This window comes from Streptomyces sp. M41(2017), from assembly GCF_002078175.1.
Lineage (GTDB): Bacteria > Actinomycetota > Actinomycetes > Streptomycetales > Streptomycetaceae > Streptomyces.
On sequence record NZ_MWFK01000003.1, the window covers coordinates 420,481 to 437,634 of the forward strand.

Below are 17,154 nucleotides of genomic sequence, written 5' to 3' on the forward strand. Positions count from 1 at the left end.
CCTGGACCAGGCACAGGGACGTGCTGGATGGCGCTTTCGGGCATGAGAGGAGCGGAGATGGCGGAAACCGATCCCCTGGAGCAGTCGTCCTTCGACGGTCCGGACCTGGCGATTCTCCAGTTCCTCGCGCAGCGGCCCCGCGCGTCGTTCGCCGAGGCCGGCGAGCAGGTCGGGCTGCACGAGCGGACGGTGGCCCGGCGCCTCGAACGGATGCTCAGGACCGGGCGGGTACGGTTCATCGCCGCGTTGCTGGGCGAGTACCTGGGCGAGGGGCTGGTCGTCGAGCTGGCCGTGCGGTGCGCTCCGGGCCGTCTGGAGGAGGTGGCCCGCGCCATCGCCGCCCGGCCCGACACCCGGTCGGTCGAGGTGGCCACGGGCGACCTGGTGGTCCTCGCGGAGATGGTCGTCGCCGACGAGGCCGAGCTGCTCGACCTCATCGACCGGACGATCGGCGGGATGCCGGGCGTGCTCGACATCCACTCCGCGCTCGTGCTGCGCCTGCTCCTCACCGCGGTCGACTGGACGCCGTACGGGACGGAGCCGACGCGTATGCGCAGGCTGGCGATGGACGGGCTGCCGCCGCCGCCACCGATCCCGGTGGACGACATCGACCGGGAGCTGGCGGACCTGCTCGCGGAGGACGCCCGCATGCCGATGACCAGCCTCGCGGTCCGGCTGAACCTCGGCGAGTCGACCGTGCGACGGCGGCTCAACCGGCTCATGGCCTCACACGTGTTCCACCTGCGGCTGTTCGCCGAGCCGAGCGTGCTGGGCCACCCGGTGGAGGCGCGCTTCCGGCTCCGTGTGGAGCACGCCCACCTCGACACCGCGCTCCGGCGGCTCGCTCACGAGCCCTCGATCCGGCATCTGGTAGTCACCACCGGGAACGACAACGTCCTCGGCTACAGCAGCCACCCCACGGCGGCGGACATGCACACGTTCCACGCCCGGGCGTTCTCCGGACTCGACGGCGTCCGCGAGGTACAGACCGCCCTCCTCATGCGCACCTACAAACGCGCAGGCCGACCCGTCCGCACCCGCACCGCGGACCACCACACACCGCCGCTCCCCCGGGTCGTCCCCGGGGAGCCGAGGTGAGCCGGGGTCAGGCCAGCCGCTTGTGCATCACGACGCAGGGCCGCTCGAACCGGACGTCGGCACGCCGGTCGATCTCCTGCCAGCCGAGCGAGCTCCAGAAGGCCGACCCCGAGGGGTTGTTCTCCAGGACCGCGAGGCGCAGGCCGTCCCGCCCCTGCCCGAGGTAGCGCTCTTCCACAGCACGCACGAGCAGACGGCCGAGCCCCTGCCGCCGCTGATCCCCCCGCACCATCAGCAGCCCGATCCAGGGATACCCGTCCTTGGGATGCCGGTCGAGCAGACAGACCAGCCCGACGGCGCGGCCACGGCCGTCCCGGGCGAGCAGAACATGACCCCCCTCGCCACAGGCCTCCTCCCGCAGATCGGCTTCGACCCGGTCGGGGTCGATGTGCTCGGGGTCGTACTCACCGGCGGCGCGACAGTACCCGGGGTTGCTCCCGTAGATCCCGACGACGTCGGCGATCTCGTCCGCGGTGAACGTCATCGGGGAGAGGGTTGGTGTGACCACGGGGGCAAGGGTAACGAGGGCCGCGCGCGGCCGGTGGCTCACTCGCGCGCCAGGATGACCCCGCATAAACCTGTGCCGTATCCCTCAGCAGACCTTCGTCGTAGCGCAGGCGACCACGGGCCTGTCCGGCGGCAGGCGCAGGACAAGCCCGTGGGTCCCCAGGAGGACGGCTCAGCGCTTCAGGGTGAACGTGAAGTCGGCGGACAGCGTGCCGCTCAGCCGGACCGCCGAGACGAGGTTGCCCTGCCGGACCGCCGAGACGAGGTTGCCCTCCTTGACCAGTCTTTCGACCTCGGACCGCGACAGAGCGCAGCCTTCGGCGATCAGCCGCGCGGGTCTGACAGGGATCCGCGCCGCGAAGCGGACCGAGACATCGAGCACCTCGTGGTCCAGGGAATCCGGGTCATCCGGTCCCCCGGTGTCGAGACGCCAGGCGCCGGCCCAGTCCAGGGCGATGCGATTACGGCGCCGTACGACCGGATCCTGGAGCAACTCGGCCGCCAGACGTGGGTCGTTGTCGTGCAGCCTCTCCAGCAGTTCGGGCCGGACGCAGCGCACGTTCACCCGCTCGAAGACAGTGAGCTTCTCGGTCTCCCCGCAGCCCGTGCAGAGCACCAGGAGCCAAGCGTCGAGGAGCTTGTGGTGCGCGTTGACCCGAAACCTGCGGCTGGGCCGGAAGCGTTCGGACGCACAGGCGTGGCAACGGCGGCGAACGAGGGGCAGGCAGGTGGGAACGACCACCCAGCTTTTGAGCACAGAAGTACACCGGTTTCAGTGAGAAGTCCGCAGCAAAAAGGAGCGCGGCGCAGCTGTGCGACGCGCGACAGATCAGCTCTCGGGGGGTCTCACACGGTGTACAACGGCACGTCCTCACCCAGACGACTCGGCTCGGCAGCACGGTAGCGGCGCCGAGCGGCGCTGCTCCACCGGTTTTCGAACATCTCGCTGCCGAGCGTTCGTCCAACGCCCGCCTCGTCGGCCCGCTTTGGGAGGCGCCGGGATGGACGGAGCATCGGCCGGGCCCACTCCGCGGTACAGAGGAAGTGGCAAGTCCGCGCCCCGCCTACGTCTCGATGCGTATGGCGCCGCGCGCGAGCGGTCGGTCACCCTGATGTCCTGCACGCCCCGAATGTCCCGGGGCCTCACCAACGGGGAGTCCGCCATGCACCACCTCGCCGCTCGCCCACTCCGTCGCGTCGCCCTCCCCCTCGCCGGCCTGCTGCTGGCGGTCGGCCCTCTCAGCGCCTGCCACAGCACCGATGGCGACAGCCCGACGTCGCCGACGCAGGCCACGGCCAGTCCCTCCCCGACCTCCGACAAGCAGCCCGGTCCGACGTCGACGCAGGGCACCGTTCCCGACCTGACCGGTCACACGGTCGCCGACGCCCGGAAGCAACTCGCGGACCTGGACTACGGCATGGCCTTCACGGACGACTCCTCCATCGGCGACGACTCGCTCACGGTGACCGCCCAGTCTCCGGCGCCCGGAACCCCGGCCAAGACGAGTACGACCGTCACCATCACCGTGCCCGACCACTGAGCCGTTCGGACGCCGAGCCAGGCGGTCGGTCAACCCGCTCCGGCGCGCGAGCCACGAACCGCTCTCACGGGGGGTCACGCCCTCCTGGACGGATGGGCTCCGGTAAAACAACGGATCCCGCCCCCTGTGTTCATGGGGGCGGGATCCGCATCATGGAGCGCCGGGCAGGCCTTGCACCTGCATCTCCCCGCAGGAAGCGGGACGTCTTTCCTTGGACCACCAACGCAACGCAGGCCGCCGGCAGTTGCCGGGACGAGCACTACGTGAAGTATACCGGCCCTTCCGACTACCGGGCGCACGGGTGTTCCCACTGGATGAACGCGCGACACCCTCATCCCCGGCACCTGGCCCGACGCGGCTTCGACGGGACCACCGACCTTCTCGGCGACGACCGGCCCGAGCGCACCGCGGCCTTCTACGCGTAGGCGCCGGCATGGCCCGGAAGCTGCGTCGCCGCACCCGGGGCATCGCACGGCCGGGGCGGATTCATCACGAGGACGCAACAGAAGAATCGGGGCGGCCTGAAAGTTCTGGACGGGGGCACCCGGCTTTCTGCGACACCGATGGGTGCCGCTCTTCCGAAGGAAAGAGAAAGCCGTGTACATAGGACTGGGTACCGTCGTCCTCATCATCGTCATCGTCGCCGTCGTCATGATGCTGCGCCGCGGCTGACCTTCCGCACCCGCACCACCGCACGGTCAGCCATGATCCGTAAGCGGCAGAAGGGGCGTGAGGGGCAGGTCCGGCGTGTACGCGTCGGCCCCGGGTGACCCCGGAGACGCTCGTAGAGAAGAGAGGCCGCCCAGCAGGGCGGCCTCTCTCTTCATGTCACGGCTTCCCTCACAGGAAGCGCCACAGATGGTCCGACGTCCCGTTGTCGTCGAACTGGACCACCTGGGCACTGTTGGCCGTGGACATGCGGTCCACCCCCAGGACCTTGCCGCTGTTCTTGTTGCGGATGCGGTACCAGCCGTCGGTGTCGGCGACGAGGGACCACAGGTGGTCCGCGGTGCCGTTGTCGTCGAACTGGACGACGATCGCGCTGTCGGCCGTGGACATCTGGTCGACGCCCAGGACCTTCCCGCTGTGACCGTTTCGGATCAGGTACCAGCCGGAACCCCTGTCGACGAGCTGCCAGGCGTGGTCACCCGTCCCGGTGTTGTCGAACTGGACGACGCGTGCGCTGTTGTCGGTCGACATCCCGTCGACGCCGAGGACCTTGCCGCTGTTCTTGTTCGCGATGCGCCGGAACGGGGGTTCCGGTGTCCAGGCGTGGCCGTCGGGTGTCGCGGTCGGGAAGGACGTGATGCGCAGGCGCGCCGCGCCCATGGGAATGAGGGTGACCGTCTCCACCGGGGCGGCGCTGCGCGCGGGGCTCTGCTGGAGCGGGGCGATGACATGTTCGTCGTCCGCGATCCACTCCGGGATCTTCCGGGCCTGTGCCGTCAGGTGGAGGGGACTGGCGCCGGGGGTGAAGGGCTGGTCCGGGACGGAGGAGCTGGTCCGTGCGAGGGTCAGCGGGGTGTCCGGGAGGAGGCCGTAGTTCCAGGCGGTGGTGGCGTGGACCTCGTAGGCGGGGAACGTCGCGTCCCCTGCGTAGCGGTCGTAGCGTTCACCGATCTTCAACGAGTAGGTGAGCGGGCCTCGTTCGGCGCTGACCGCGTCGTGCTGTCCGGGCCAGTGACGCAGGCGGGCCTGCTGGGGAAGTTGTAGACGGACGGTGTCCCCGTCGTGCCAGGTACGTTCCACCCGCGCCCAGGACGGTCCGTCGGGCGCGGCCAGCGGGGTGCCGTTGACCTTGAGCTGGGGGCCGCGGCACCAGCCGGGGATGCGCAGCTGGAGCGGGAAGCTGACTGGTCGGGGCGTGGAGAGGGTGAGGGTGACCGTGTCGTCGAAGGGGTAGCCGGTCTCCTCCGTGATGGTGACGGACGTTCCGCCGGCGACCGTGGCCCTGAGGCTGTTCGGGGCGTAGAGGGCCGCGGCCAGGCCTCCGTCGGCGCTCGCGAGCCAGAGTTCCTCGGTGAAGTACGGCCAGCCCATGCCGTAGTTGTGGGGGCAGCACCTGTACTGGTCCACTCCGGCCTGGAGGGACTGCATGGCGAAGTCGTTCTGGAACTGCCCTTGTGTCTTGGGGTGGTTGTCGAGGTCGATGCTGTTGCCGCTGGTGATGTAGTGGAGGGACTTGCCGTCCGGGTCGAGGGAGGCCGGCAGCATGTTGAAGGCCAGGTCCTCGCAGCGGTCCGCCCAGACCGGGTCTCCGGTGATCCGGGTCAGCAGTTCGTGGCTGGCCATGAACTCGACGATGCCGCAGGTCTCGAAGCCCTGCCGGGGGTCGGTGAACCCGGGTCGGTAGTTCTCGTCCCCGGCCATGCCCCCGCCGGGGAACTGCCCGTAGGCGTTCATCACGGTGTCGTAGGCCCGGTAGGTGGCGCTCGTGAGGTCGGCGGAGCCGGTGAGCTGGGCGTACTGGGCGGGCTCGCGGAAGCCCTGGGCGATGTTCACGTTGTGCCTGCTGGGCGTCGCGCCGGTCCAGTCGGCGCCCTGGGTGTGCATCTTGGCGGCGAGGTCGAGGAGGAACGCGTCGCCGGTCCGGCGGTAGAGCCACACGGTGATGTCGAGGCCGTCGCCCCAACGGTAGGAGACCCAACTGGTGTTGAAGGCGCCGGGTCCCTGGGCGTTCATGAAGCGGAGGAACCGGGTGAGGAAGGGGACGATCCGCTGGTCGCCGCTGTACTCCTCGTGGGTGCGCAGCGCCTGCAGCAGGGGCAGGAAGGGCCAGAAGTCGGGGCCGCCGTTGAGCGAGGTGCGCAGAGCGCGCGGTCCGAAGAAGCCGTCGCTCTGCTGGGTGGCCAGGATGGCGTCCACCCACTCCCGCGACCTGGTCAGCGCGTGCGCGTCGCCCGTGGCGATCGCCAGCGGGATGTATCCGCGGAGCCAGTAGGGAAGTTCCTCCCAGGAGTCGTGCTCCGGGTGCACCCAGCCGGTGGCCGAGAAGTCGAGGAAGTGGGAGAAGCTCTCGTATCTGCCGCACAAGCCGTCGAGCTGCAAACGGAGTTGACCCGCGAGCCAGCCACGGGCGGTCACACTGCCGGGCTGCAGCTTCCGGAACGCGTCCGGCTTCCGCGTCTCGGCGCGGGGCCGGGGGGACATGGCGGGGGCCGCGGCCGCCGTTCCCGCGAACGGGACACCGAGTGCTGAGGCTCCTAGGGTGAGGGAGCCCATCGCGAGGAGGTGGCGTCTGCTCAGTGACATGCGGGTGATCTGCCTTTCGCGAGGGGTCGACTGGCAGTGCGACAACGTTGTCCCCGGCGTGGGACAACGTCGGATCATCCAGGAGCGGTTGCGCGACGACCACGTGACGGGATCGCGGTGTGGGACCTGTCGGAACCTTGTACAACGTTGGAAATCTGGTCGCCGACATGCATGACAGCACGGCCGGGACAACCTGTCCAGGGTTCACGCACGCCCCGGGGCGTACCGCTCAAGTCCCCTGTTCCTTCGTGCCGTTGCCCGTGGGACGGCTCACCTCATGACGGCGTCGGGGTGGTCGGAGACGTAGTCCCGCACCACGGCGAGGAAGCTCGGGTCCGGCCTCAGGCCCAGCGCGGCGGCGCGCCGGCTGTCGAGAACGGACGGCCACGAACCCACGATGGCCTCGATTGCCGGGTCGGGCGCTACGGTCACCAGGTCGACGGCGGATGCGCCGCCCACCTTCCTCAAGGTGTCGAGCATGTCGGCGACGGAGACGGTGAGCGCGGGAAGGTTGACCGGCAATCGGCCCGTCACCTTGCCTGCCTCGGTGCCGCGTTCGGCCTCCGCGACACGGAGGATGCCCTCGATGGTGCGCCGTGGCGACGCCAGAGCGACGCGCGTCCCGGGATCCACGGGGCAGATGGCGGGCAGCTTCGCGAGAGGTTCGCGGATGATGCTGGACAGGAACCCGGATGCTGCCGCGTTCGGGTGTCCCGGCCGTACCACCACGGTCATCAGCCGGGCGACGCGACCGTCGACGAAACCGCGGCGGGTGAAGTCGCCGAGCAGCTGTTCACAGACGAGCTTCTGCGTGCCGTAACTCGACTGCGGCAGCGGCACCGTCGACTCGCTCACCGCGGGTGGCAGGGGCAGCGCGGCGTCCGGGCCGTAGACGGCGAGGCTGCCGGCGAACAGCACCCGTGGAACGGGACCGCCGGTGGCCGACTGCGCGCGGGCCGCCTCCAACAGCGCGCGAGTGGTGTCCACGTTCGCGCTCATGCCGAGGTCGAAGTCGGCCTCGCACTCGGCCGAGACGGCGGCGGCCAAATGGAAGACCACGTCGACCGGCGCCGTGAACACCTCCCCCAGGGTCTCGGCCAACTCCCCCTGCACGACGTCCACGAGGGGGTCGTGCGCCGTCGCGAAACCGGAATCCACGACGCGGTCGACCAGCACCAGCCGGGTGATCGGCGCACCGCCGAAGGCCCGCGTCCGCAGCAGGCTCCCGACGAGCAGCCGGCCGAGGAATCCGTACGCCCCCGTGACAACGATCCTCATACGACGCCCTCTCATCCCTCGCGCCCGACCGCCCGGAACGGCGGACGCGCCGACGTCACGTCCGCGCCCTCCGCTATCGGGCAGCATCCTCGTGCCGGGGCGAATCCACCACACCGCCCCGACGCCGCACCCCGGAAAGACGCCGGTCACCGGTTCGGTCATGACGTAGGTCGTTTGCCCGCTGGATCATGCCCGCCTCTGGAACCCTGGCAGGTCTAGGCTCGGCGCATGACCTTGGAATGGGAGCAGCTCGTTGTCGACTCGGTGGATCCTGCGGCGTTGGGGCAGTGGTGGGCTGACGCTCTCGGTTGGGTTGTGGTCGACTCGTCCCCTGAAGAGTTCGAGATCCGCCCGACGCCAGATCGCCTGCCGGGACTGCTCTTCGGCCGCGACCCCGGGAACAAGACGGTGAAGAACAGGCTGCACCTCGACTTCAGGCCGGACGACCAGGCCGCCGAGGTGGCCCGCCTCCTGGCGCACGGCGCACGTCACGTCGACATCGGCCAGGGCGAACAGCCGTGGGTCGTGCTGGCGGACCCGGAAGGAAACGAGTTCTGCGTCCTCGGCCCACGACGGCAGTAGGTGGGGGCGTGCTGTCCGTGTGCGTGGCGGGAACCCGTCCTCCTCGGCAGCACGCGACGAACGCCGGACCACGATTCGCCGCCGTCGGGATCGACGGCGGCTGCAGCGCGGAAAATCGTTGTCCGCCTGCCGGAGCGCGGTGATAGACAGTCCGCGTGGCCACGACTCCTGAGTTCCCTGTCCTGCTGCGGATGATCGACGAACGGGCGTCCGCGTTCCGGGCCGTTGTCGCTTCCGCGCCCAGCCTCGCTGTACCGGTGCCGACGTGTCCCGAGTGGACGCTGCGGGATCTGGTGCGGCACCTGGGTGAGGTGCACCGGCGTTGGGCCGCCACGGTCGCCGCGGGCCCTGCCGACACCCGGCCGACGCCGGCCGCTCCGGAGGCGGCCCCGATCGTGCCGCAGGACCGCGAGGCGTTGCTGGCCTGGTCGGCGGAGTCCACGGAGCAACTCCTCGGTGCTCTGCGGGATTCCGGCCCGGACCGGGGCTGTTGGACTTGGTGGGGTGGGTCGCAGTCGCCGCAGACCTGCGGTGCGGTCGCCCGGCACCAGGTCCAGGAGGCCGCCGTGCACACCTACGACGCGCAGATCACCGTGGGCAGCCCGGAGCCCCTGCCCCCGCAGGCGGCACTCGACGGTGTCGACGAGTTCCTGTCCACCTGCTGCTCGGGGCCCGACGCGTGGCCGCACGAGCCGTGCGTCGTCGACTACGAGGCCACCGAGGGCCGGTCCTGGCGCCTCACCCTCACCGCCGACGGCACGTCGGCCTCACCTCTCCCCACACCCGGCGAGGCCCCGACCGCGGCCGACGCGACCATGAAGGGCACCGCCGGCGACCTGGTCCTGGCCCTGTACGCCCGCATCCCGGTGACCTCCCTGAAGATCGAGGGCGACGGCCGCATCTTCGACAGGCTTCTGGCGTGGGACCCGGATGCGTAGGTCTCGACAGGGAGCCTCAGCGGCGTCCTCCCGCGCGCAGACCCGACCGCGAAGCAACCCGTGTCCATGACGCCCGAGACGCAACTCGATGGCGGATGGTGTCGAGGTCGGGAAAGCTCGGGGTCATGGTCTCAGTGATTCAGAACGTCGCCATCGACTGTGCCGATGCCTACGCGCTCGCTCGGTTCTGGAGCCGGGTGACCGGGCGGCCGGTGGAACCGGAGGACAGGCCCGGTGTGCGTGAGGCTCAGGTGATGTTGGAGCAGGGCCCGGTGCTGTATTTCAACCAGGTCCCCGAGCCGAAGACGGTCAAGAACCGGGTCCATCTGTGTCTGCGCCCCGAGGGTTCGCGCGATGGGGAGGTGGAGAGGCTGCTGGGGCTCGGTGCCACCTTCGTCGGCGATCACCGGAATCCCGATGGCTCGGGATGGGCGATCCTCGCCGATCCCGAGGGCAACGAGTTCTGCGTCCTGCGCAGCCAGTCCGAGCGGGCCGGCGTCAGCTCCTGACAGGACCGCTGGACGCGGCCGGCCCTCCTGCCGCGGAGGGGAGAGCCCTGCCAGGGGCCGACGTGGCTCACCCGCCCGCCACCCGCTCCGCGTCGTCCGCCGAAGTGCCCCTGCGCAGCCAGCGGTAGCCGTAGGGCGGGAGTTCCACGGGGAGTACGCCGTCGTCGGGGATCGTGAGGGCTGCGTGGTGGTCGTCCAGGAGGTCGGTGAACCTCGTGCCGGGGGTGGAGTCGGGCAGGCGGAGGCGGGCGGTGACGGTGTGACCCGCGAAGTTGTGGAGCGCCAGGACGCTGCCGTCGGTCGTGTTGCTGAGGTGGGCCAGGACCGCTCGCTCACCCGTGTCGAGGACGCGGTACTCGCCCCAGGCCAGTTCGGGAGCCTCCCTGTAGCGCTCCACGAACAGCCGGATGCGGCTCAGCAGCGAGCCGGGGTCACGGCTCTGGTCGTAGACGTTGACCTTCCTCGGGGTGAAGGCGCCGTCCGCGAGCGGGTTGGGGAACTTCTCGGGGTCGGCGGTCGAGAACCCCGCGCCCGTCTCGGGGGTCCACTGCATGGGGGTGCGGACGGCCTGACGTCCCTCGGCGGAGAGGTTCTCCCCCATGCCGATCTCCTCGCCGTAGAAGAGGACCGGGGTGCCCGGGAGGGTGAACAGCAGGCTGTAGGCGAGTTCGATGCGGCGCCGGTCGCCGTCGACCATCGGCGGCAGCCTGCGTCGCAGGCCCCGGTCGTAGAGCTGCATGTCCTTGTCCGGGCCGAAGGTCTCGAAGACCTCGGCGCGTTCGGCTTCGGTCAGCTTGTCCAGGGTGAGTTCGTCGTGGTTGCGGACGAACGTGGCCCAGTGGGCGTCGCGCGGGGCGGCGGGGCGTTCCCGCAGTGAACCGGCCAGCGGCCCCGCGTCCTCGCGCGCCAGGGACAGATACATCTGCTGCATGCCGACGAAGTCGAAACACATGGTGAGTTCGTCACCGCGGTCCGAGTCCGGGTCGCCGAAGAAGCGGGCGAGGTCGCCGTACGGGAGGTTCACCTCGCCCAGCAGGACCGACTCGCCGTTGCGGCGGCCGAGGAAGGCGCGCAGATCGGCGAGGTAGGCGTGCGGGGCCGGCAGCGCGCCGGCGTCGTCCTGCCCGTCCGTCTCCAGCAGGAAGGGCACGGCGTCGACCCGGAACCCCGACAGGCCGAGCTGTGTCCAGAAGCCCATGACGCGGGCTATCTCGTCCCGCACGGCGGGGTTGGCAACGTTCAGGTCGGGCTGCTGCTTGTAGAAGCGGTGGAGGTAGTACTGGCCGCTGCCCTCGTCGTACTCCCAGAGGCTGTCCTCGGCGTCGGGGAAGACCACGCCCTGGGGTCCGTCCTCCGGAGGCTCGTCCTGCCAGACGTACCAGTCGCGGTGGTCCGAGTCCCGGCTGGACCGCGCGTCCTTGAACCACGGGTGGTCCTCGGAGGTGTGGTTGACGACGAGGTCGGCGATCACGCGGATGCCGCGGTCCTTGGCGGTACGGACGAACTCGGTGAAGTCACCGAGCGTGCCGAGGCGGGGGTCGACGCCGTAGAAGTCCGTGATGTCGTACCCGTCGTCGCGTTCGCGCGTCGGATAGAAGGGCATCAGCCACAGGCAGGTCACACCGAGCCGTACGAGATGGTCGATGCGCTGGGTGAGGCCGGCGAAGTCGCCGATCCCGTCGCCGTTGCCGTCCTGGTAGGTCTCGACGTCCAGGCAGTACACCACCGCGTTCTTCCACCACAGGTCGGACGTGCGGGTCAGACGCATCGGTACTCCTTCGCCGTGGCGGGGACCGGACGGGTGACGTCGAGCTGAGGCAGCACCTCTGCCCCGAACGCGTCGATGAACGGGCCCTGTTCGCGGCCCACATGGTGCAGCATCACGCTGTCGAAGCCGAGGTCGGCGTACTCCTGGAGCCAGGCGGCGTGCTGCCCGAGGTCGGAGGAGACGTTGACCGTGCGCGCGACCTGTTCGGGCGTGACGTGCTCGCTGACGATGTCGAAGAGTTCGGCGGAGTCGAGGTCCCAACTGGCCGGGGGCGAGTGGACGTTGGTACGCCACTGGTCGTGCGCCAGTGCCAGCGCCTCGTCCTCGTCGGGTGCCCAGCTCAGGTGTACCTGAAGGTGCAGGGGACCACGGCCACCGGCGTCCCGGTAGGCGTCGGCGATCTCGCGCAGCCGTTCGCGCGGTGCGTTGACCGTGATGAGGCCGTCCGCCCAGTCGGCGCACCAGGCTGCCGTGGCCGTGCTGCACGCGGCCCCGATGAGCGGCGGTACCGCGGGCGGCAGGGTCCACAGCCGTGCCCGGTCCACGGTCACCAGGCCGTTGTGGCTGACCTCCTCACCTTCGAGGAGTGCGCGGATGATGTCGACACACTCCCGCAGGCGTGCGTTGCGCAGGTCCTTGCGGGGCCAACGGGCACCGGTGATGTGTTCGTTGGATGCCTCTCCGCTCCCGAGGGCCGCCCAGAACCTGCCCGGGAACATGGACGCGAGACTCGCGACGGCCTGGGCGACGATCGCGGGGTGGTAGCGCTGGCCGGGTGCGTTGACGACGCCGAACGGTGTCTGGTCGGTGGCCTGGAGCGCGGCGCCGAGCCACGACCAGGCGAATCCGGACTCGCCCTGGCGCACGCTCCACGGGGAGAAGTGGTCCGAGCACATGGCGGCGGTGAACCCGGCCTGCTCCGCCCGCACCACGGCGTCGAGGAGATCCGCGGGCGGGATCTGTTCGTGCGAGGCGTGCAATCCGTAGACAGTCATGGCGCGGCGAGTACCCACGCGCGGGCACCTCAGTGGCGCCCGGGCCGGGGGAAGTTCACGGAATCGCAGCGGTGACGGCCCCGGCACGGCGCGCGTGCCGCGTTCGCCGTGGTGGGCGGCCTGCGGGTCGGCGGCGCGAGCTGTCCGGCCGCGCGAGGAAGAGGTCCGCGCGATCGCGGTCGTACCGACACAGCCCCGCCTCCGGCGTCCCGCCGACCTCCACGCAGCGCTGCCACCCCTTCCGCCCTGCGGTCCCCTTCCGTCCTCCCCTCCCCCTCCCCCTCCCTCCTGACCGCCTCCTCCGTCGTGCCCGTGATGGACGGTCACCACGTTCGCGGTGGTGGACGTGTCCGGCGCGACGTCACCGCGCCGGACACCACCCGCGCGAGGGACGGCCCTTCCCCCGGTGGAGCGGATCTTCCGTACAGCCGGGTGATCACCCGCACCCCGGAGGGGGAGACGGCTGTTGATCATGGCGTGAGTACCGCGAGCATTCTTCCGATACTGACCGATCCGAACTCCGCCGTCGGGGACACCGACCGTGCGAAGGAGCCGGGCGCCGGCGCGCCCGGCGACATAATCATCCGTTCCTGCACCACCATCGACCAGGCTCTGCGCATCGAGCTGCAGGGCGAGATCGACCACTACAGCACCGGGCCGCTCCGGGCGCTGCTCGCCTCGGCCGCCGCCCTGGGCTATGTCCATCTGAGCGTCGACACGCGGCACGTCGTCTTCGCCGACTCGGCGCTCCTGAACGCGCTCGACTGCTGGAGCCGCCGCAGGCGGCGCCTTCGGTTCGGTCCCCGCTCCCCCGTCGTCCAGCGTCTCCTGGACGCCGCGCGTCCGGTCCGCCGGACGGCACCCACGGGGGTGCGGGTATGACGTCCGCCCGCTCGGGCGTGGTCGCACACGCGCCGGGTTCCCTCTGCTGGTTCGGGCCGCCCGGCCTCGACGGGTCCGTCGGGCGGCGCGTTCGGCACCGGGTGCGTCACCGCCGTCGTCGCTGAACCGACCACAGCACCACCGCACCACCGGCAGGGCGGGCTGATGCCCGTCCTGCCGTTCGTCCCGCCGTCCCACGGATGCGGGGGCAATGCCTGGTGTCAGGCATTGCCCCCGTGTCCTTCGCGTGCCGGCTGTCGGCCGATGTCAGGACGTCGGCACCGTGTCGGTGCGGGTCTCCGCCGACTCGGTCGACGGGAGGCCCGTCGCCGGCGGCTCGCTCGCCAGGGTGAACGTGATGCGGGTGCCGTCGGTGTACTCGGGGTCGACGAAGATGGTCCCCCCGTGGAACTCGACGATCTTCTTGCACATCGCGAGCCCGATGCCGCTTCCCTTGTACGTGTCCTTGGTGTGCAGGCGCTGGAAGATCACGAAGACCTGCTCGGCGTACTCGGGATCGATGCCGATGCCGTTGTCCGTGACGGCGAACTTCCACAGGCTGCCGTCCTGCTCGGCGGAGACGTGGATCGCCGGCGCCTCGCCGGGACGCCGGAACTTGACCGCGTTGCCGATCAGGTTCTGCCAGAGCATGCTCATCTGCGTGGGGTCGGCGACCAGGGTCGGCAGCTCGTCCCGGGTGATCACCGCGTCCGACTCCTCGATGCCGACACTGAGGGCGGAGAGGGTCCGTTTCATCACACCGTCGAGGTCGACGCTCTGGTGGGCGCGGTGCACGCGGCCGACGCGGGAGAAGTCGAGCAGGTCGTTGATGAGGGTCTGCATGCGGTTCGCGCCGTCGACCGCGAAATCGATGTACTGGTCGGCCCGGTCGTCGAGCCGGCCTCCGTAACGCCGCTGGAGCAGCTGGGTGAAGCTGGAGACCTTGCGCAAGGGTTCCTGGAGGTCGTGGGAGGCGACGTAGGCGAACTGCTCCAGCTCGGCGTTGGAGCGCTTGAGGTCGGCGGACTGCGCGTCGAGCCGCAGGCGGGACTCCTCGCTGAAGTCCAGTTCCCGCACGAGCCGTCGGCGCATGAACTCGATCTCGCCGCCCAGCCTGCGCAGGTCGGCGGGGCCGGTCGGGGTGATGGGGTGGCCGAAGTCGCCGTCGGCGATGGTGCGGGCGTCGGATCCGAGCTGTTCGAGCGGTGCGGTGATGCCGCGGCGCAGCGCCTCGAAGACGATGCCGGCGAGCGCGATGATGAGGAGCGCGATGGTGGCGAACACCCAGTTCCGCAGGCGCATCGTGGAGGCCAGGTCGTCCCTCGTACGGGTCCGGTCGTCGCGGAGTCTGTCCTGTTGGGCGGTCATGGCCGCCCTCAGCCGGTCGAAGTCCTTCTTGCCCGCGGCGGCTCGCTCGCCGGCTTCCGGTGACGGCGACCCGGGGGGCGAGGCGGCGACCGGCCGGGCGATCTTCTCCTGCCAGGTCCTGATCTCGTCCTGCACGGTCCTGAGGTCGCGCAGGCCCGCGGCGTCGCCCCGGAGCAGTTCCGCGAGCCGTGCGGTGTTGGTCCTCTGGTCGGCGAGTCCCTGACGGTAGGGGTCGAGGAAGTCCGGTGTGCCCGTGATGCCGTAGCCGCGGATGCCCGTCTCCTGGTTGAGGAGAGCCGATTCCAGTCGGATCGAGCTCGTCAGGGCGGGCGACTTCACGTCCACGAGGTCGTCGCTGATCGTGGCGGTCCGCCCGAGGACCCAGGCTCCCATCGCCCCGAGAAGGCCGAGGACGGTCAACGACACGGCCACTCCGACACGGAGCCAGCGCCGGGTCGTCCACTTGGACAGCCCCCGCGCATGCGGCAGCCTCTCGTCGCCGGTCATCCTCTGACTCCTCCGTCGTGACGGCCGCCCTGGAGGCGGCGCAGCGCACACTCTAGAGGGCGAGTGACAACGGTTGTTGTCGCGGGGGCGGTCCGGGGCCTAATGTGCCGGGTATGCCTGGCAAGAACTTCGTTGTGCCGACCACCCCGCAGGAGACTGCCGCAGTCGCGGACGCCGCGGTCGACGAACTTGCGCGGCGCATCGCCCACCAGCTCATGGAAGACCCACCGCCTCCGCCGACGGCCGCCGACCCCACGCACGCGCTCACCCGGCTGCACGTTCTGACGCATCTCCAGCGGGCCGCCGAACGACTCCAGCGTGAAGCGGCCGTGGACGCCGCCCGCGCGGGCGCCGGCTATCCGCAGATCGGCGAGGCGTCGGACATGACACGCCAAGGCGCCCGCCGTCGCTGGCCCGGAATCTTCCACCACTCCAATGAAGCACCCACGGAGCTACCGATGATGACCTCCCCCACCCGCCCCTTCGACGTCCTGCTCGTCGAAGACGACGTCGCCGACGCCATGCTCATCGAGGAGGCCCTCTCCGAGCGTGGCGCCCGCAATCTGGTCCAGGTCACCGACGGTGTCGCCGCGCTGGAGCACCTGCGCGACCCGGACAGCGTGCGCCCCGACCTCATCGTGCTCGACCTCAATATGCCCCGCATGAACGGCCGCGAGCTGCTCCAGGTCCTCAAGACGGACGATGATCTGCAGACGATCCCGGTGGTGGTCCTGACCACGTCCTCCGCGCCGGACGACGTCACCGGCGCCTACAACAGCCACGCCAACGCGTACGTGACGAAGCCCGTCAACCTGGTGGAGTTCGAACAGGCTGTGCAGAGCATCGACGCCTTCTACCTGGAGACGGCGACCCGACTGCCGCGGGGCGAGAGCTGACGGGTGAGACGAGGGGAGCCCCGGTCCGCGACGTCGGACGGTACCGGGGTCACCCTTCGTTCGAATATTCTGGTGTGGAACGCTCAGTCCGGGGTACGCGCCTTCTTGCGTCGGACTCGAGCAGCCGGCGGCACGGGGGCTTGCACTGTAGGGAGGGGATCTGACATGACGGTGACCGCAGCGACGGAAGCACGAACGGCAACGCTTCCGGAGGTGATCGACCCGTCTCGGGTCACTCCGAAGGACGCCCGTGAGCTGTCGAGGCTGTTCTTCGACCAGCTCGCCGTCCTGGAAGAGGGCACGCCCGAGTACCAGTACGCCCGTAACACCCTGATCGAGATGAACATCACCCTCGTCCGTTTCGCGGCGGCGCGGTTCCGCAGCCGCAGTCACGACGAGATGGAGGACATCGTCCAGGTCGGCACGATTGGCCTCATCAAGGCCATCGACCGCTTCGAGCTGACCCGCGAGGTGGAGTTCACCTCCTTCGCCGTTCCGTACATCGTCGGCGAGATCAAGCGCTTCTTCCGCGACACCAGCTGGGCCGTGCACGTCCCGCGGCGTCTGCAGGAGGCCCGGATCCAGCTCGCGAAGGCCACCGAGGAGCTCCGCACCCGCCTCGGCCGTACCCCCACGGTCAAGGAGCTCTCGCAGCTGATGTGCCTCAGTGAGGAGGAGGTCAACGAGGCGCGTCTCGCGTCCAACGGCTACACGTCCTCCTCGCTCGACGCCACCATCAGCTCCAGCAACGACGGTGAGGCCGCTCTCGCGGACTTCATCGGCGCGGACGACAACGCCCTGGAACTGGTCGAGGACTTCAACGCGCTGGCCCCCATGATCGCCGGGCTGGACGACCGTGAGCGCCGCATCATCCACATGCGGTTCGTCGACGAACTGACCCAGGCCCAGATCGGCGAGCACCTCGGCGTCTCCCAGATGCACGTGTCCCGCCTCCTCAACCGCACCCTGGCCAAGCTCCGCGAAGGCATGCTCAGCACCACGTGATCAGGCGCGCGTCCTGTGCGCCTACGGA

The 17,154-nt window shown here is 70.0% G+C and carries 15 protein-coding genes; 8 read left to right on the forward strand and 7 right to left on the reverse strand.

What is annotated here, in order from left to right; genetic code table 11:
• The first annotated feature begins 57 nt into the window (after positions 1–57).
• Positions 58–1,098 carry an Lrp/AsnC family transcriptional regulator gene (locus B0675_RS38555; protein ID WP_081224425.1) on the forward strand — a complete coding sequence of 347 codons (1,041 nt, stop codon included), beginning with the start codon at positions 58–60 and terminating at the stop codon, positions 1,096–1,098.
• 7 nt (positions 1,099–1,105) lie between these two features.
• Here B0675_RS38555 and B0675_RS38560 read toward each other — a convergent pair whose 3' ends face one another.
• Both B0675_RS38560 and B0675_RS38565 read right to left on the reverse strand, forming a co-directional pair.
• Positions 1,106–1,606 (reverse strand): GNAT family N-acetyltransferase, encoded by a 501-nt coding sequence (locus B0675_RS38560; RefSeq protein WP_241540178.1) that lies wholly within the window; start codon positions 1,604–1,606, stop codon positions 1,106–1,108.
• Positions 1,607–1,777: 171 nt separating this feature from the next.
• Positions 1,778–2,362, reverse strand: coding sequence for a DUF1062 domain-containing protein (locus tag B0675_RS38565; protein WP_081224427.1), 585 nt, complete (start codon positions 2,360–2,362; stop codon positions 1,778–1,780).
• 406 nt (positions 2,363–2,768) lie between these two features.
• On the opposite strand from B0675_RS38565, the gene B0675_RS38570 reads away from it, so the two are divergent.
• Complete coding sequence (locus B0675_RS38570) at positions 2,769–3,146, forward strand: PASTA domain-containing protein (protein WP_143661157.1); 378 nt, start codon at positions 2,769–2,771, stop codon at positions 3,144–3,146.
• An 840-nt stretch (positions 3,147–3,986) separates the two neighbouring features.
• On the opposite strand, the gene B0675_RS38580 is transcribed toward B0675_RS38570, so the two are convergent.
• Positions 3,987–6,398 (reverse strand): RICIN domain-containing protein, encoded by a 2,412-nt coding sequence (locus tag B0675_RS38580; RefSeq protein ID WP_081224429.1) that lies wholly within the window; start codon positions 6,396–6,398, stop codon positions 3,987–3,989.
• 270 nt (positions 6,399–6,668) lie between these two features.
• Positions 6,669–7,676, reverse strand: coding sequence for a D-erythronate dehydrogenase (gene denD, locus B0675_RS38585; RefSeq protein WP_081224430.1), 1,008 nt, complete (start codon positions 7,674–7,676; stop codon positions 6,669–6,671).
• Positions 7,677–7,904: 228 nt separating this feature from the next.
• Here denD and B0675_RS38590 point away from each other — a divergent pair, with 228 nt between their 5' ends.
• From B0675_RS38590 to B0675_RS38600, 3 genes are all read left to right on the forward strand, one after another.
• Positions 7,905–8,258 carry a VOC family protein gene (locus B0675_RS38590; RefSeq protein WP_081224431.1) on the forward strand — a complete coding sequence of 118 codons (354 nt, stop codon included), beginning with the start codon at positions 7,905–7,907 and terminating at the stop codon, positions 8,256–8,258.
• 155 nt (positions 8,259–8,413) lie between these two features.
• The gene (locus tag B0675_RS38595) at positions 8,414–9,196 is read left to right on the forward strand and encodes a maleylpyruvate isomerase family mycothiol-dependent enzyme (protein WP_107482982.1); all 783 of its coding nucleotides are present in this window, start codon (positions 8,414–8,416) and stop codon (positions 9,194–9,196) included.
• A 125-nt stretch (positions 9,197–9,321) separates the two neighbouring features.
• Positions 9,322–9,705 carry a VOC family protein gene (locus B0675_RS38600; protein ID WP_081224433.1) on the forward strand — a complete coding sequence of 128 codons (384 nt, stop codon included), beginning with the start codon at positions 9,322–9,324 and terminating at the stop codon, positions 9,703–9,705.
• Positions 9,706–9,772: 67 nt separating this feature from the next.
• On the opposite strand, the gene B0675_RS38605 is transcribed toward B0675_RS38600, so the two are convergent.
• Positions 9,773–11,473: an alpha-amylase family protein gene (locus tag B0675_RS38605; protein ID WP_081224434.1), complete on the reverse strand. Its 1,701-nt coding sequence runs from the start codon at positions 11,471–11,473 to the stop codon at positions 9,773–9,775.
• Positions 11,464–12,468 (reverse strand): TIGR03885 family FMN-dependent LLM class oxidoreductase, encoded by a 1,005-nt coding sequence (locus B0675_RS38610; RefSeq protein ID WP_081224435.1) that lies wholly within the window; start codon positions 12,466–12,468, stop codon positions 11,464–11,466. Before B0675_RS38610 ends, B0675_RS38605 begins: the two co-directional genes overlap by 10 nt.
• Positions 12,469–12,945: 477 nt before the next feature.
• Between B0675_RS38610 and B0675_RS38615 the strand changes: the two genes are divergently transcribed.
• The gene (locus B0675_RS38615; RefSeq protein WP_081224436.1) at positions 12,946–13,350 is read left to right on the forward strand and encodes an STAS domain-containing protein; all 405 of its coding nucleotides are present in this window, start codon (positions 12,946–12,948) and stop codon (positions 13,348–13,350) included.
• 267 nt (positions 13,351–13,617) lie between these two features.
• On the opposite strand, the gene B0675_RS38620 is transcribed toward B0675_RS38615, so the two are convergent.
• Complete coding sequence (locus tag B0675_RS38620) at positions 13,618–15,225, reverse strand: sensor histidine kinase (RefSeq protein WP_081224437.1); 1,608 nt, start codon at positions 15,223–15,225, stop codon at positions 13,618–13,620.
• A gap of 113 nt (positions 15,226–15,338) precedes the next feature.
• Between B0675_RS38620 and B0675_RS38625 the strand changes: the two genes are divergently transcribed.
• On the forward strand, positions 15,339–16,121 hold the full coding sequence (locus tag B0675_RS38625) for a response regulator (protein ID WP_081224438.1): 783 nt from the start codon (positions 15,339–15,341) through the stop codon (positions 16,119–16,121).
• A 165-nt stretch (positions 16,122–16,286) separates the two neighbouring features.
• On the forward strand, positions 16,287–17,126 hold the full coding sequence (locus B0675_RS38630) for an RNA polymerase sigma factor SigF (protein ID WP_081224439.1): 840 nt from the start codon (positions 16,287–16,289) through the stop codon (positions 17,124–17,126).
• Positions 17,127–17,154: the final 28 nt, after the last annotated feature.

Excerpts from the sequence above, each read along its gene's own strand:
- denD (WP_081224430.1), bottom strand. The coding sequence starts at position 7,676 with ATGAGGATCGTTGTCACGGGGGCGTACGGATTCCTCGGCCGGCTGCTC.
- B0675_RS38600 (WP_081224433.1), top strand. The coding sequence starts at position 9,322 with ATGGTCTCAGTGATTCAGAACGTCGCCATCGACTGTGCCGATGCCTAC.
- B0675_RS38570 (WP_143661157.1), top strand. The coding sequence starts at position 2,769 with ATGCACCACCTCGCCGCTCGCCCACTCCGTCGCGTCGCCCTCCCCCTC.
- B0675_RS38630 (WP_081224439.1), top strand. The coding sequence starts at position 16,287 with ATGACGGTGACCGCAGCGACGGAAGCACGAACGGCAACGCTTCCGGAG.
- B0675_RS38555 (WP_081224425.1), top strand. The coding sequence starts at position 58 with ATGGCGGAAACCGATCCCCTGGAGCAGTCGTCCTTCGACGGTCCGGAC.
- B0675_RS38625 (WP_081224438.1), top strand. The coding sequence starts at position 15,339 with ATGCCTGGCAAGAACTTCGTTGTGCCGACCACCCCGCAGGAGACTGCC.
- B0675_RS38580 (WP_081224429.1), bottom strand. The coding sequence starts at position 6,398 with ATGTCACTGAGCAGACGCCACCTCCTCGCGATGGGCTCCCTCACCCTA.
- B0675_RS38620 (WP_081224437.1), bottom strand. The coding sequence starts at position 15,225 with ATGACCGGCGACGAGAGGCTGCCGCATGCGCGGGGGCTGTCCAAGTGG.
- B0675_RS38605 (WP_081224434.1), bottom strand. The coding sequence starts at position 11,473 with ATGCGTCTGACCCGCACGTCCGACCTGTGGTGGAAGAACGCGGTGGTG.
- B0675_RS38590 (WP_081224431.1), top strand. The coding sequence starts at position 7,905 with ATGACCTTGGAATGGGAGCAGCTCGTTGTCGACTCGGTGGATCCTGCG.
- B0675_RS38610 (WP_081224435.1), bottom strand. The coding sequence starts at position 12,468 with ATGACTGTCTACGGATTGCACGCCTCGCACGAACAGATCCCGCCCGCG.